The 13,371-nt window shown below is 63.4% G+C and carries 9 protein-coding genes, 1 tRNA gene and 1 pseudogene; 6 read left to right on the top strand and 5 right to left on the bottom strand.

Annotated elements, in window-relative coordinates:
- Positions 1 to 59: 59 nt before the first annotated feature.
- A complete protein-coding gene (locus tag ACVWY5_RS02290) occupies positions 60 to 3,068 on the bottom strand; it encodes a DUF5801 repeats-in-toxin domain-containing protein (RefSeq protein WP_321177541.1) in 3,009 nt (1,002 codons plus the stop codon).
- A gap of 670 nt (positions 3,069 to 3,738) precedes the next feature.
- On the opposite strand from ACVWY5_RS02290, the pseudogene ACVWY5_RS02285 reads away from it, so the two are divergent.
- Positions 3,739 to 4,497 (top strand): annotated as a pseudogene (locus ACVWY5_RS02285) (IS110 family RNA-guided transposase); the annotation flags it as partial.
- Here the strand turns inward: ACVWY5_RS02285 and ACVWY5_RS02280 are convergent.
- Positions 4,423 to 4,818 carry a hypothetical protein gene (locus ACVWY5_RS02280; protein WP_028333545.1) on the bottom strand — a complete coding sequence of 132 codons (396 nt, stop codon included), beginning with the start codon at positions 4,816 to 4,818 and terminating at the stop codon, positions 4,423 to 4,425. The pseudogene ACVWY5_RS02285 and the gene ACVWY5_RS02280 overlap by 75 nt on opposite strands.
- 519 nt (positions 4,819 to 5,337) lie before the next feature.
- Positions 5,338 to 5,414, bottom strand: a tRNA-Met gene (locus tag ACVWY5_RS02275).
- 317 nt (positions 5,415 to 5,731) lie between these two features.
- On the opposite strand from ACVWY5_RS02275, the gene ACVWY5_RS02270 reads away from it, so the two are divergent.
- On the top strand, positions 5,732 to 7,165 hold the full coding sequence (locus tag ACVWY5_RS02270) for a coniferyl aldehyde dehydrogenase (protein WP_028333547.1): 1,434 nt from the start codon (positions 5,732 to 5,734) through the stop codon (positions 7,163 to 7,165).
- 96 nt (positions 7,166 to 7,261) lie between these two features.
- Positions 7,262 to 8,869: a GMC family oxidoreductase N-terminal domain-containing protein gene (locus ACVWY5_RS02265; protein ID WP_028333548.1), complete on the top strand. Its 1,608-nt coding sequence runs from the start codon at positions 7,262 to 7,264 to the stop codon at positions 8,867 to 8,869.
- Between the two features lie 314 nt (positions 8,870 to 9,183).
- Here ACVWY5_RS02265 and ACVWY5_RS02260 read toward each other — a convergent pair whose 3' ends face one another.
- Complete coding sequence (locus tag ACVWY5_RS02260; protein WP_028333549.1) at positions 9,184 to 9,945, bottom strand: SDR family NAD(P)-dependent oxidoreductase; 762 nt, start codon at positions 9,943 to 9,945, stop codon at positions 9,184 to 9,186.
- Between the two features lie 110 nt (positions 9,946 to 10,055).
- Between ACVWY5_RS02260 and ACVWY5_RS02255 the strand changes: the two genes are divergently transcribed.
- The 3 genes from ACVWY5_RS02255 to ACVWY5_RS02245 all read left to right on the top strand — a co-directional run bounded on the left by ACVWY5_RS02255 (position 10,056) and on the right by ACVWY5_RS02245 (position 12,657).
- Positions 10,056 to 10,571: a CvpA family protein gene (locus ACVWY5_RS02255; protein ID WP_028333550.1), complete on the top strand. Its 516-nt coding sequence runs from the start codon at positions 10,056 to 10,058 to the stop codon at positions 10,569 to 10,571.
- Between the two features lie 148 nt (positions 10,572 to 10,719).
- Entirely contained in the window at positions 10,720 to 11,502 is a 783-nt protein-coding gene (locus ACVWY5_RS02250) for an SDR family oxidoreductase (RefSeq protein ID WP_028333551.1), read from the top strand.
- Between the two features lie 165 nt (positions 11,503 to 11,667).
- Positions 11,668 to 12,657, top strand: coding sequence for an NADPH:quinone reductase (locus tag ACVWY5_RS02245; RefSeq protein WP_028333552.1), 990 nt, complete (start codon positions 11,668 to 11,670; stop codon positions 12,655 to 12,657).
- Positions 12,658 to 12,896: 239 nt separating this feature from the next.
- On the opposite strand, the gene ACVWY5_RS02240 is transcribed toward ACVWY5_RS02245, so the two are convergent.
- A complete protein-coding gene (locus tag ACVWY5_RS02240; protein WP_028333553.1) occupies positions 12,897 to 13,310 on the bottom strand; it encodes a DUF3775 domain-containing protein in 414 nt (137 codons plus the stop codon).
- Between the last annotated feature and the right edge of the window lie 61 nt (positions 13,311 to 13,371).

Genomic DNA, 13,371 nt, shown 5'->3' with positions numbered 1-13,371 from the left:
CCTTGGCTCGGCGGCGCGGAGGCGCATCCATGTCGGATGCGTCTCCGCGCGCGACGGAACTAGGCCAACGGCCAGTGGCTCACGGTCGTCGAGTCCGGGTTGTCCACCAGCACGTTGAAGGTGGCCTTGGCCGTATCGCCGTCAGCGTCGGTGTTGACGACCCGGAACTGGACGTCCTGATCGTTCACCGGTGCGGCCACCTGGGTCGTGAAGTTGATGATGCGGACACCCGCATTGGTATCGGCCGGGTCGAAGTAGAAGCGGATGTATCCGGTCGAGAACGATTCGCCGGCAGCATCGTGATTGGTGCCGGGGAGGGCAGTGTTGCCTAAGTCCGCAAGGGTGACGTGGACGTTGCCTTGCTTGAGACCGCTGATGGTCGGGTTCTCGTAATCGATCAAATCGCCGGCGGAGTTGAACAGCCAATACTCCGCCTTGATGCTGCTGATGTTGCCGATCCCCGCCACGTCGAAGGCCAGGTTCTTGAGGTTCAGGCCACTGCTTTCGCTGAAGAAGAAGCCTTCGTTCATGTTGATCTGTGACGCCTGCCCGTTCTTCACTCCGAATCCGATATTGTCGGGGTTGAGATCGTCGGCCGGGTTCGTGGGGCCGAGGTTGGCGTGATTCAAGTCACTTGTCGACTGATTGAGCCCCAGCGCGCCTGATGGGTTCGCGTAAAACGTCCCATCATTGAAGAACAGTCCGTTGAACAAGATGTTGTGGCCGCCGCTCGTGCTGACATTGAGCGTCTCGACCGGGCTTCCCGACTTGATGGCGCTGAAGTTCAGCGTCTCCGGCGGGTTGGCGAGCGTCTGCAGCACCGTGAAGGTGTAACCTGTGTCGGTTACGCTCAGTTGATAGACACCGTTGCCGCCGGAATCCTTGTAGGTCAGGATCGTATGATCGGCGTTGTATGATTGTGTGAGCCCGGTGATGGCAGCGCCGGCATCGATCGTGACCTTGGCTCCGTCGGCGCCATCGGGTGACGTGAACGAGTCCGATCCCGAGGAGCCGGCGGTGAACGCGACCGCCGGATGCTGGGCGTCCTGCCCGGAGAGGCTCTCCACCCCGCTGAGGCTTGGACCGTCGTCGAGCAACTTGAACAGGTTTCCGATGTTGGCCGCCGCGGCGGTGCTCGTGTCGCCGTCCTTGTCGGTGGCGGTGGCCGACAGCGTGATCAGGTCCGCGGTCATGGTGGCACTGGCTTCGGAGCTGTCGCCGACCGTCCCCTGAGTACTCGTGGTGTCGGCAGTCGCTTCGTGGACGGCCCGAAATTCGTGGAACGTCACAGTGCCCGTCGAATCGACATGAATGGTGAAAACGAGATCACCGCCCGTGCTCGTCTTGCCGAGTACGTCTCCCTTGAGGAAATTGCTGCCGTCGGCACTTGCAACGCTGAGCAGAACGGTCTGCGACGACAGCGAATCGATCAGTCCGGAATCGACATTGGCGGACTTGACGCCGAGCGTGTAACCGCCGACGGCTCCAGCCGCGTCGGCGCCGTAATTGGGTGTGAACAGGCCGCTGAAGCTGCCAGACGTGGTGGTGTTCGCTGCATTTGGGGTGGAGCCGGCCGCGAGATAGCTCTCGTCGAGTTGCAACGCCGTGGCCGTGCCGTTCGCCAGGAGGGTCGGACCGTCGTCCTCGAACAACAGGTTGCCGCCGACGGCGGCATGCTCCGTCCCGCTGGTCGTGTTCGAGACGCTGAACGTGAAATTGCCGGCGTCGAAGCTGACATTGGATCCGCTGCCGCTGGTCGGCTGGGCGTTGCCGACCACAAAGCGGTCCATGTGGCTGGATTCAGCGACCTGGAAGTCGACGGTATAGTTCTTTTTCAGGCCATCGACGAAGTACGAACCGTCGCCCGCAGCAGTGATGGTGATGCCCGTCGTGACCAGCTGTGTCTTCGCGAGGTCGGAATACACTTTGATCGTATTGCCGAGGATCGGGACCAGCGTCTGGTCGTTGCCGGTCAAGCCGTCGCTCCCGATGCTGGTGGTCGAGACAAGATTGCCGTTCTGAAGATTATTTGTTTCGTTGAAGGCATATATGTGCACTTTGACAGTGGTGTTCGTGTTCCCGGGGTTCACCTGGGTCACCGAAAAGCTCGCCTCCGTCACCGACCCGACGTGCGAGGTGTAGCTGAGCTTCGTCAGATCGTGCACGTCTGGATTTGTCAGCGGGAAGTCGGGGTAGTTCACGTGGTTGACGACGTCGATGCGCACCGCCTCACCGGGATTGAGCGCTTGCGAATTGTTGCCGAGGCCCTGTGTGCTGACGGTCACCTTCGAGCCCGGCGCCAGGCCGGTGATGAGCATATCGGGATCGCTGGTGTCTGTTCCTGCGGTCGCGGTCTGCTCGATGGCCGACCAGTCGTCCGATCCGGACGGCACGTGACTGAAATCGCCGAAGTTGACGGTCGTCGTCGTGGTGAAGGAGGCCTTCACATCGACGAGGCCGGAAAGGTCAAGCACGTCGGCATCGTCGATCCCGCTGGTGTTGGTATGTTTCAGGGCCTCGTACTGGATGGTCCAGATGTTGCCGCCGGACACCTTGCCGGAGGTGAGGGTCTCGTCGATCACGATTGCGAAAGCCACGGCACCTGTGGAACTGGCGGTCCACGTTTGGCCACCGTCTGACGTGGTGCCCTCACGCCCGAGTAGGATGTTGTTGTTGGAATCGGCGTAGAGGAAGATCTGCGCCCCATTGTGGGTGGCGAAAATCTGGGTGGCGGTGCCGTCGGCGATCGCGTTCCCTGAGGGGTCGGAGAACTGCAGGTCGGTAACGGTGGTTGTGTTGAGCTGGATGAAATCGGTGCTGGCGCTGCCGATCGTCCGCGCGGCAACTTGCGGAAACACCACGCTGGTGTCACCCGACTCTTCGCCGGTGGAGCCAGCCGTAATGCCCAGACTGGTCTTGAGCGCTGCGCTCATGTTCGAAAGCAGGTAAGACCAGGCGACTTCGTTGTCGGGTCCCGCCAGCACGCCAGTGTCATTATCGGTGCCGCTGGTCTGCAAGCTCGCGGCTTCGTCGATGATGAGATTGCCGTTGATGGTCAGCACTGCCATGATTTCCTCCTTGGGAAAGGCGGGTTCGCCTCGCACCTGCTCCAGCGCAAGCGGCAACCGCCCGGGCGCGCGATCGGCCCCTGGTTTCACGTCAAAAAAACGCGTGCGTGCACTCGCCGGCGACATTCCGTCGCCGGAGGAAACGTCAGTTTCTGGCAGTCCATTAGAATGGGGCGCAGCGGAAGCTTGTCGCTACTTCGCGTACGCCCATCCGACGCTGCCTGAATGATCAGTCGCGGAGAGAAGTACCTGCAATCGAATGATCAAATGTTTTTGCATGCTATTCTCCCTCGATCAGCCGCAAACTGCCGCGAACGCAAGTGGAGAAGCACCGTCCAACAAATTTCGAGGCCAAGCCTCCCAATGGAACTTTCTCAGTAAAGGAGTGAGAAAATTCAAGGTAAAGGGTGAAGAAGCAGTACCACCTATGAGGCAGGGCGCATCTATTTAGACACGACGACGACAATGTCGCCCTGCACGTGTGCACGGCGCGGGATGCTGCTAACAGCGCGCGGATAAGCCGGCGCGACCAATTATGCAAGAAGTGCTCTGGAAGCTGGGCCGGAACGTCAGCTCCTGATGCTGTGGATGTGGACGGCTCCTCCACCGGCACAAGAGTGCCAAGGAGTGGGCGCCGTATTGAGGCTCCCACGATTCGGAGGAGCAGCCTATGCAGTCAATTTCGACGATCGGTCTGGATATTGCGAAGTCGGTCTTTCAAGTGCATGGCGTCGATGCAGCCGGCCAAGTGGTCATACGCCGTCAGCTCAAGCGCCGTTTCGTGCTGTCCTTCTTTGAGAAGTTGCCACCGTGCTTGGTGGGGATCGAGGCTTGCGCGTCATCCCATTATTGGTCCCGCGAGTTGCAGGCGTTGGGGCATACGGTGCTATTGATGCCCTCCGGCCTATGTGAAGCCGTACGTCAAGCGGCAGAAGAACGACAGCACCGACGCGGAGGCGATTTGCGAGGCGGTCACGAGGCCCAACATGCGGTTCGTCCCAACCAAGACGGTCGAGCAACAGAGCTGTCTGATGCTTCATCGAGCACGCCATCTGTTCATTCGCCAGCAGACTGCCGTCATCAATTCAATCCGCGCCTATCTTGCCGAGTTCGGGATTGTCGCCCCCGTCGGGCGCAGGGCGTCGAGCAGTTGCTGGAAGTGGTCGCCGATACATATGACCGTCGGCTCCCAGCGGTGGGCCGCGCGTGTCTTGCGGCTCTCGGCAGCCAATTGCGGGCCCTGAAGGCCCACATCCTGGAGTTCGACCGACGCATCATCGCCTGGCATCGATCACATGCGACGAGCAAACGGCTGGACGCTATCCCCGGCGTCGGGCCGGCGCTGGCAACAGCGCTAGTCGCGAGCGTTGCCGATGCCAACGTGTTTCGATCGGGTCGGGACTTCTCGGCCTGGGTTGGGCTCGTGCCGAACCCAGCCGCCGAATGGATCATTCAAGAAGTAACAGAGTTGCGCGTTGAGGATCAAGTTCAGCAGGGTATCGAGTTCGCGCTCTATCCGTTTGATCTCGGACCGAGCCGTCTCGATCGAGGCCGAGCCTTCCATCCGAAGACGATTCATCCCGCGTGTGAATTCGTCGCAGAATTCCCTGAACAGAGCCGGGTCCATCAGGTGGTAGCGTAGCGCGTTGAGCACGCGTGCCTCCAGCCGCTCGCGCTGGACACTCTTTCGATTTTCGCAGGTTCCCTTATTTCTCGCCGTCGAGCACCCAACTAGGTCGGCCGAGATCATGGCGTATCCGCCACCGCAGCATGCGCATTTTATCAAACCCGAGAACAGGTATTTTGGGCGGCGTCGGTCGCGGAAGCTATTTGGTACCTCAGTGCCATCGTTGTCGCGCTTTATCTTTGTGGCGGCCTGTCGTGCTTTTGCGGCGTTCCAGAGTTCATCATCCACGATGCGGTGGTGCCGCCGGTAAGATCAACACAAAAATGGTTCAGCTTGAGGGCCGCAAGGCTGAGCTCGAGCAAGCGCTAGTTGACGCGGAGGAGCCGCCACCCCTGCTGCACCCCGAAATGGCAACTTTCTATCGACAACAGGTAAGTGCTCTGCATGAGGCGCTGCAGGCTGATACTGAGGCGACCCGGCTGAAAGCTGGAGAGGTCCTGCGCTCTCTCGTGAAGGAGATCGTCCTCACACCCGGGGATGGGGAACTGAAGATCGACGTCCGAGGCGATCTGGCGGGAATCCTGGCGGTCGCCCTCAAAACGAAAACCCCAGCCACGAGGGCTGGGGTTTCGCAATTTGAGATGGTTGCGGGGATAGGATTTGAACCTATGACCTTCAGGTTATGAGCCTGACGAGCTACCGGGCTGCTCCACCCCGCGTTAAACCGTTGCGTGCCTTGCAGAAAGGGTGCCCGAGCCGGCCGGCCAACGCTTTTCAACGGCGCCGATCGATCCGTCCGGGGGCTTCCTGAGAAGGCGACCCGGGCCGAAGCCATCGGGTGCGGGGCGTATGTATCAACGTGAGCCCGGTTTGGAAAGCCCCGGATGCGGGTTTTTGAGGATTTTGTGACGTCGAAATCGCCGGCTGTGCCGGCAGGATTTACCGCCGGGAACCGGGCCTTGCCAGACCGCGCGCAAAAGCGGAGCTTGGCGCGCAACAAATCCGCCAAGAAAACGTCGTCCGAGGGGGAAATGCCATGGACCGGCCATTGAAGAGCCCGGGGCTGCATGCGCTTGAGGAGGCCTTTTATCGCCAGTTCGAGCTGTCGCGCAGCGACCCGGCGCCGACATTGCAGGCACGGCTCGACCGGCTGCGCCGCCTGCGCGCCGCGCTGACCGAGAACGAGGCGCGATTCGAGGCGGCGATCTCGGCCGATTTCGGCCACCGCTCCACCGTCGAGACCGCGATCGCCGAGACCATGCTGGTGCTCGGAGAGATCAGGCACGCGGCCAAGCACCTCAAGGGCTGGATGGCGTCGCGGAAGGTCCCGACCACGGTGCAGTTCGCGCCGGCCAAGAACCGGCTGATGCCGCAGCCGCTCGGCGTGGTCGGCATCATCGCGCCGTGGAATTATCCGCTGCAGCTGACCCTGGCGCCCGCAGTCGCCGCGATCGCGGCCGGCAACCGCGCCATCATCAAGCCGAGCGAGCTGGTGCCGCGCTTCTCCGAGCTGCTGATGGAGACGATCGCCAAGAAATTCGACGTCACCGAGCTCGCGGTCACGGATATCGACAACGAAATCGCAAAGGCGTTTGCCGCGCTGCCGTTCGATCATCTGATCTTCACCGGCTCGACCCGCGTTGGCCGGCTGGTGGCCGAAGCCTGTGGCCGCAATTTGACGCCGGTGACGCTCGAGCTCGGCGGCAAGTCGCCAGTGATCGTCGACGGCTCCGCCGACATCGACGAAGCCGCGCAGCGCATCGCCTATGGCAAGCTGCTCAATGCCGGCCAGACCTGCATCGCGCCCGATTACGTGCTGGTGCCGCAGGCCGCGGTGCAGGCCTTCGCGATGCGGCTGCAGGGTCACATGCAGCACATGTTCGGTACCGATCCCGATAACGCCGATTACACGTCGATCGTCTCGGATCGGCACTATGCGCGGCTCGAGCGGCTGGTCGTCGACGCCGCCGCGAAGGGCGCGACCATCATGCAGCCGGCAACGCCGAACGACCGCGAGTGGAAGGCGAGGCGCAAATTTCCGCCGACCGTCATCGTCGACGCGAGGCCGGACATGACGGTGATGCAGGAGGAAATCTTCGGGCCGCTGTTGCCGGTCATCGGCGTGCGCGATGCGGCAGAGGCGATCGCCTTCGTCAACGGGCGCGATCGCCCGCTGGCGCTGTACTGGTTCGGCACCGACAGCGCCGCCCGCGATGCGGTGCTGGCGCGCACGCTGTCCGGCGGCGTCACCGTCAATGACTGCCTGTTCCACTTCGCGCAGGCCTATCAACCGATGGGCGGCGTCGGCGCCTCCGGCACCGGCGCTTATCACGGCGAGTGGGGATTCAAGACGCTGACCAAGTTCAAGCCGGTGTTCTACCGCTCGCGGTTCAACCGGCTTGCCGATCTCTATCCGCCCTATGGCGCGAAGGTCGCGCGGCTGGAGAAGCTGCTGCGGATGTTGTCGTAGAAGTGCTGTCGTTCCGGGGAGCGAAGCGAACCCGGAAGCTCGAGATTCCGGGTTCGCGCTGCGCGCGCCCCGGAATGACGATAAGGGGGAACATGCGTGACTGACACATTCGATTTTGTTGTGATAGGCGCGGGCTCCGGCGGCTGCGCGGTGGCGGGGCGGCTGTCGGAGGATCCGGCAACGTCGGTAGCGCTGCTCGATGCCGGCGGCACCAATGACAATTGGATCGTCACCACGCCCGGCGCGCTGGTGCTGATGGTCGCCGGCACGATCAACAACTGGGCCTTCAACACCGTGCCGCAGAAAGGGCTCAACGGCCGCATCGGCTACCAGCCGCGCGGCAAGGGGCTCGGCGGCTCCTCGGCGATCAACGCCATGGTCTACATCCGCGGCCATCGCACCGACTACGACCACTGGGCCGCGCTCGGCAATACCGGCTGGGCGTTCGCCGACGTGCTGCCCTATTTCAAGCGCTCTGAAGACAATTCCGATTTCGACGGCGAGTATCACGGCAAGGGCGGCCCGCTCGCCGTCAACAAGCTGCGCTCCGGCAATCCGATCCAGCAGACCTTCCTGCAGGCGGCGCAGGAGGCCCAATTCCGCATCCGCGAGGATTTCAATGCCGAGGACCATGAGGGCCTCGGCATCTACCAGGTGACGCAGCGCAACGGCGAGCGCTGGAGCGCGGCGCGCGCCTATGTGCATCCGTATATCGGCAGGCGTCCCAACCTGCGCGTCGAGACCAATGCGCACGCAACACGTATCCTGTTCGAGGGCAAGCGCGCGGTCGGCGCCGAATACCGGCAGGGCAAGGAGTTGAGGCAGCTCCGCGCGCGGCGCGAAGTCCTGCTTGCCGCCGGCGCGTTCCAGTCGCCGCAGCTGTTGATGCTGTCGGGCGTCGGCGATGCCGCAGCGCTCGGCAAGCACGGTCTCGCCAGCGTGCATCATCTGCCCGCCGTCGGCCAAAATCTGCAGGACCATCCCGATTTCATCTTCGGCTACATGTCGGACAATCCGAACTTCGCCGGCATCTCGCTGAAGGGCATGCCGCGGCTCGTCCGCGCCATCATGCAATATCGGCGCGAGCGCCGCGGTCCCCTCACCTCGAACTTCGCCGAATGCGGCGGCTTCCTGAAGACGCGGCCCGATCTCGACATCCCCGACATCCAGCTGCATTTCGGCATGGCGATGGTCGACGACCACGGCCGCAAGCGCCACGGCGGCACCGGCTTCTCCTGCCATGTCTGCCTGCTGCGGCCGAAGAGCCGCGGCAGCGTCACGCTGGCCGGCAATGACCCGATGCAGGCGCCGCTGATCGACCCGAACTTCCTCGGCGAGGAAGACGATCTCGAATCGATGGTGGCGGGCTACAAGACCACGCGACGGCTGATGGAGGCGCCGGCGCTGCGCGCGCTGCAGCAGAAGGATGTCTTCACATCCAACGTCCGCACCGACGACGACATCCGCAGCATCCTGCGCGAGCGCGTCGACACCGTCTATCACCCGGTCGGCACTTGCAAGATGGGCACCGCCGACACGCTCGCGGTGGTCGATCCGAAGCTGCGCGTGCACGGGCTCGAAGGCCTGCGCGTGGTCGACGCCTCGATCATGCCGACCCTGATCGGCGGCAACACCAATGCACCGACCATCATGATCGGCGAGAAGGCGGCCGACATGATCAAGGCGGAGATGCGGGCGGGGTGACCGAATGCGTAGGGTGGGCATGGCGCAAGAGCGCCTTTGCCCACCCCGCGAAACTGCCATCGCAGGGCCGCACGGCCAAAATATCGAAAACAACCCCATGCAAAGGAGCCGCGGGCTGCCGGCTTCGACCCGGCGACTTGACTCGTCGGGCAAATCAGCGGCATTATTCTATTATCCAGAAACAACGGCCGACGGCCCCCGGGCTGTGCTCGTGGCTTGATGCGTTGGAATCGTAGCCCGAATGGAGCGAAGCGTAATCCGGGACCTTCACGCATGCTCCCCGGATTTCGCTGCGCTTCATCCGGGCTACAAAGCTAGTTCAGCAAGAAGCCGCCATCCACCGTCACCACTGTCCCGGTCATGTAGCGCGAGGCGTTGGAAGCGAGCAGCATGATCGCGCCGTCGAGGTCGGACTCGGCGCCGACCCGGCGCTGTGGAATCCGTTTAGCCAATCGCTCGCCTGCCGGCGTCGACCAGAAATCATGGTTCATCTCGGTATCGATATAGCCGGGCGCCAGCGCGTTGACGCGGATGTTGTTGCCGGCGAGCTCCAGCGCCATCGCCTTGGTGCCCTGGATCATGCCGGCCTTGGAGATCGCATAGGGCGACACCGCCTTGAGCACGCCTTGTCCGAGCACGGACGCGACGTTGATGATATTGCCCGGCTGCTTGCGCGCCATCATGCGCCGCGCAAGTTCGGTCGCGAGGAAGTAGGCGCCCTTCAGATTGGCGCTGATCACCGCGTCCCAATCCGCCTCGGTCTGCTCGGTCGACAGCTTCTCGATCGCGATGCCGGCATTGTTGATCAGGACCGTGATCGGACCGAGCGCAGCTTCGGCGGCGTCGAGCGCTTTCGCGATGCCGGAAATATCCGCGACGTCCATCTGCACCGCGGCCGCGCGACCGCCCCTGGCCTTGATCTCCTCCTCGAGGCTTTTCAGCTTCGCGGTCTGGCGCGCGGCCAGCACCACCGCGGCGCCATGCGCCGCCAGCACGCGAGCGAATTGCCGCCCGAGCCCCTGCGAGGCGCCGGTAATGAGGATGATTTCTTTACTGACATCGAATAGGTCGGACATCGACAGGTTCCCGGATTGAAGCGGACGAGTGATAGCGACAATTGTCCCTGATGTAAGCAGGCTTGATCAACCAGGGGACAGTAGGAGATTGGGGCAGGAACTCCTCATCCATGAACCTCTTCGACCTTGCCGTCATCCTCGGATTGGTGTTCGCGGTGGTGACCGGCTTCACGACCGGCCTGTTGCGCAGTGCGGTCACTATCCTGGCCTATCTCGTCGCCATGCCGCTTGCGGTCGCCGCGCTGGCGATGATCGGGCCCCACATCGCGACGCTGCCGTCGTCGCCGTTTCCGCCCAATGGCGTGCTGCTGTTCGGCCTCTTTCTCCTGATCGGCGTCATCCTCGGAAAGATGGCGCGGACGATGCTCGACGACACCATCGGCTCGGAGATCGGGATCGGCGACCGCTTCGGCGGCGCACTGCTCGGCGCCGTCAGGGTCGGTCTCGTCGTGACCACGCTGGTGCTGGTGTTCGACCAGCTGGTGCCGCTGGCGAAGCAGCCGCAATTCCTCAACGGATCGCAATTGCGGCCGTTGTTCTCAGCGGCCGGACAGGCCGGATTCCGCTCGCTGCCGCCCGAAGCCACCATGGCGATCGAGCGGCTGCGGCGCGAGCAACGCATCTAGCCTCCTGCCTTGCCGCAAGGTGCTCACCCGCTTGTTCCTGCCCGGCATGCACTTATGCATTGCACATCCCTTATCGGCGCCGCCGAGCTTCGCTAGACTGGTGCCATCAAACCTTTACAAACCTATCCGACATCACAGGGAGTGAACCGTGGATCTTGGAATCAAAGGCCGCCGCGCCATCGTCTGCGCATCGAGCAAGGGACTGGGCCGCGCCTGCGCGATCGCGCTCGCCAATGAGGGTGTGCATGTCACCCTGACGGCGCGCGGCGCCGAGGCGCTGAAGCGGACCGCCGACGAAATCCGCAAAGCGCATCCCGGCGTCACCGTCACCGAGATCGTCGGCGACATCACGACGGCGGCGGGACGCGAAGCCGTGCTCAAGGCCTGCCCCGATCCGGACATCCTGATCAACAATGCCGGCGGCCCGCCGCCGGGCGATTTCCGCAACTGGACCCGCGACGACTGGATCAAGGCGATCGACGCCAACATGCTGACGCCGATCGAGCTGATCAAGGCGACCGTCGACGGCATGATGGCGCGCAAGTTCGGCCGCATCGTCAACATCACTTCGGCCGCGGTGAAGGCACCGATCGAGATCCTCGGCCTGTCCAACGGCGCCCGCGCCGGCCTCACCGGCTTCGTCGCCGGCCTGTCGCGCAAGACCGTGATCAACAACGTCACCATCAACGGCCTGTTGCCGGGTCCGTTCGAGACCGACCGCCTGCGCGGCACCGCGAAACCCGAGGCCGAGAAACGCGGCATCTCGGCCGAGCAGGTCCTGGCCGAGCGCGCCAAGCTGAACCCCGCCGGCCGCTTCGGCGATCCCGACGAATTCGGCTATGCCTGCGCATTCCTGTGCGGCGCCAAGGCCGGCTTCATCACCGGGCAGAACCTGCTGCTCGATGGCGGCGCCTTCCCGGGCACCCTCTAGTGCCGCCGATTTGAAGCTCCTGCACTGTATGCGGCGCGACCGATTGGGAGCTTCAAATCGGTCAAGCGGCACTAGAGATTCATGAGTCTTCTGGCGCCCTCTTGCTTTCCGAAGTTCGCGCAAGAGGTCGCTGGACGAGTTCACGAACTTCGGAAAGGGCGCTAGATGAAGGCGGTCTGGTACGAACGGACCGGCGCGGCACCGACGGTGCTCACCGTCGGCGAGATGCCGACGCCCGAGGCCGGCCCAAGTGAAGTCCGGGTTCGCCTCGAGGCGTCCGGCGTCAACCCGGCCGATGTCGGCCGCCGCAGCGGCAACTATCGCGCGATGGAATTTCCGCGCGTGATCCCGAACAGCGACGGCGCCGGGATCATCGACCAGGTCGGCGAAGGCGTCACCCGCTTTGCGGTCGGTGATCGCGTCTGGCTGTTCAACGGCCAGCGCAATGGCCGCGCCTTCGGCACCGCGGCCGAATACATCACGCTGGCCGACTATCTGGTGACGCCGCTGCCGCAGGACGTGTCGTTCGCGGCCGGCGCGACGCTCGGCATCCCCTGCATGACGGCGTGGTGCGCGCTGTTTGCGGACGGCCCGATCTCGGGGCAGACGGTGCTGGTTACCGGCGGCGCCGGCGCGGTCGGTCACTACGCCGTGCAATTGGCAAAATGGGGCGGCGCGCGTGTGATTGCGACTGTCAGTTCGCAGGTCAAGGACGTCGAGGCGCGGCTCGCCGGCGCCGACACCGTCGCCAACTACCGGACCGAGGATGTTGTCTCGAAGGTGATGGCCTTCACCGAGAACCGCGGTGTCGACCGCGTGATCGACGTCGATTTCGGCGGCAATCTCGCGACCACGCTGAAGATCATGGCGATGAACTCGACGATCGCAGTCTACGCCACCAACGGCAACCGCACGCCGACGCTGCCGGTGCGCGAATTGATGGAGAAATGCATCACCGTGCGCTCGCTGGTGCTGTTCGCGCTGCCGCCGCCGCTGCTCGCGGCCGCGCAGGCCGACATCACCCAATGGCTGGCGTCGGGTACCCGCGTGCACAACATCGCCGGGCAATTCGCGCTCGCCGAGACCGCCGTCGCCCATCTCGCCGTCGAGAAGGGCGACAAGGTCGGCACCGTGATCGTCGACTGCGCGCGTTAATCTTCTGCCTCTCCCCGCACGCGGTAGGGCAATCGCATATGGCCGTTTGAGGCCATCGGAGTTCCCACAAACTCGTCATGCCCGGGCTTGTCCCGGGCATCCACATCTTCGTATCCACGCAAAGAAAAGACGTAGATGGCCGGGACAAGCCCGGCCATGACGGCGCGGAAGAATCGGTTCATTCCAAATGCGATTGCCCTGCCGCACGCGGAGCGAGGTCAGATGAACAATGCAGCTCCTCAGTGGATCGGCGTGATGCGCTCATCGCTCGGCCCCAGGCCAAACTCGTCCAGTCCTTCGGCCAGGAGATCGCCGAGCATCGGTTCGCCCAACAGATAGTTGGCGACATGGCCGGTGCGTCCGCGCGCGGCCTCGCGGCGGAGATCGGCCCATTCCTCGATCGTGCCGTCGCCGCGGCCGAGCCGCATCAGGGCGATGAGGTCGACCTGCTCGTCCTCGCTAAGCGCGTCGATGAAGCCGGTGATCTCGCGCGCCACCGGATCCCTGCCGTTATCCTCCAGCACATCGATCATGTCGTCGTCGGCGCCGTTCGAGCCGGAGTCGGGATCGACGAGCCCCTCCTTGACGTCGAATTCGCGCGCCTTCTCGATCAAGAAGCCGACCTTTTCAGGGGAGATTGCGAGTTCCGGCATTGCACACTCCTTCGTCCAACGAGGCGGTAACGCAGGAGGCGCCGACTTGATCCATTGCGCC

Source organism: Bradyrhizobium sp. USDA 3256 (genome assembly GCF_054058275.1).
Note: the sequence above shows the minus strand (reverse complement) of the source record. Positions and strands in the feature narration are given on the sequence as shown.

Excerpts from the sequence above, each read along its gene's own strand:
- ACVWY5_RS02255 (WP_028333550.1), top strand. The coding sequence starts at position 10,056 with ATGAACCTCTTCGACCTTGCCGTCATCCTCGGATTGGTGTTCGCGGTG.
- ACVWY5_RS02280 (WP_028333545.1), bottom strand. The coding sequence starts at position 4,818 with ATGATCTCGGCCGACCTAGTTGGGTGCTCGACGGCGAGAAATAAGGGA.
- ACVWY5_RS02270 (WP_028333547.1), top strand. The coding sequence starts at position 5,732 with ATGGACCGGCCATTGAAGAGCCCGGGGCTGCATGCGCTTGAGGAGGCC.
- ACVWY5_RS02240 (WP_028333553.1), bottom strand. The coding sequence starts at position 13,310 with ATGCCGGAACTCGCAATCTCCCCTGAAAAGGTCGGCTTCTTGATCGAG.
- ACVWY5_RS02245 (WP_028333552.1), top strand. The coding sequence starts at position 11,668 with ATGAAGGCGGTCTGGTACGAACGGACCGGCGCGGCACCGACGGTGCTC.
- ACVWY5_RS02260 (WP_028333549.1), bottom strand. The coding sequence starts at position 9,945 with ATGTCCGACCTATTCGATGTCAGTAAAGAAATCATCCTCATTACCGGC.
- ACVWY5_RS02290 (WP_321177541.1), bottom strand. The coding sequence starts at position 3,068 with ATGGCAGTGCTGACCATCAACGGCAATCTCATCATCGACGAAGCCGCG.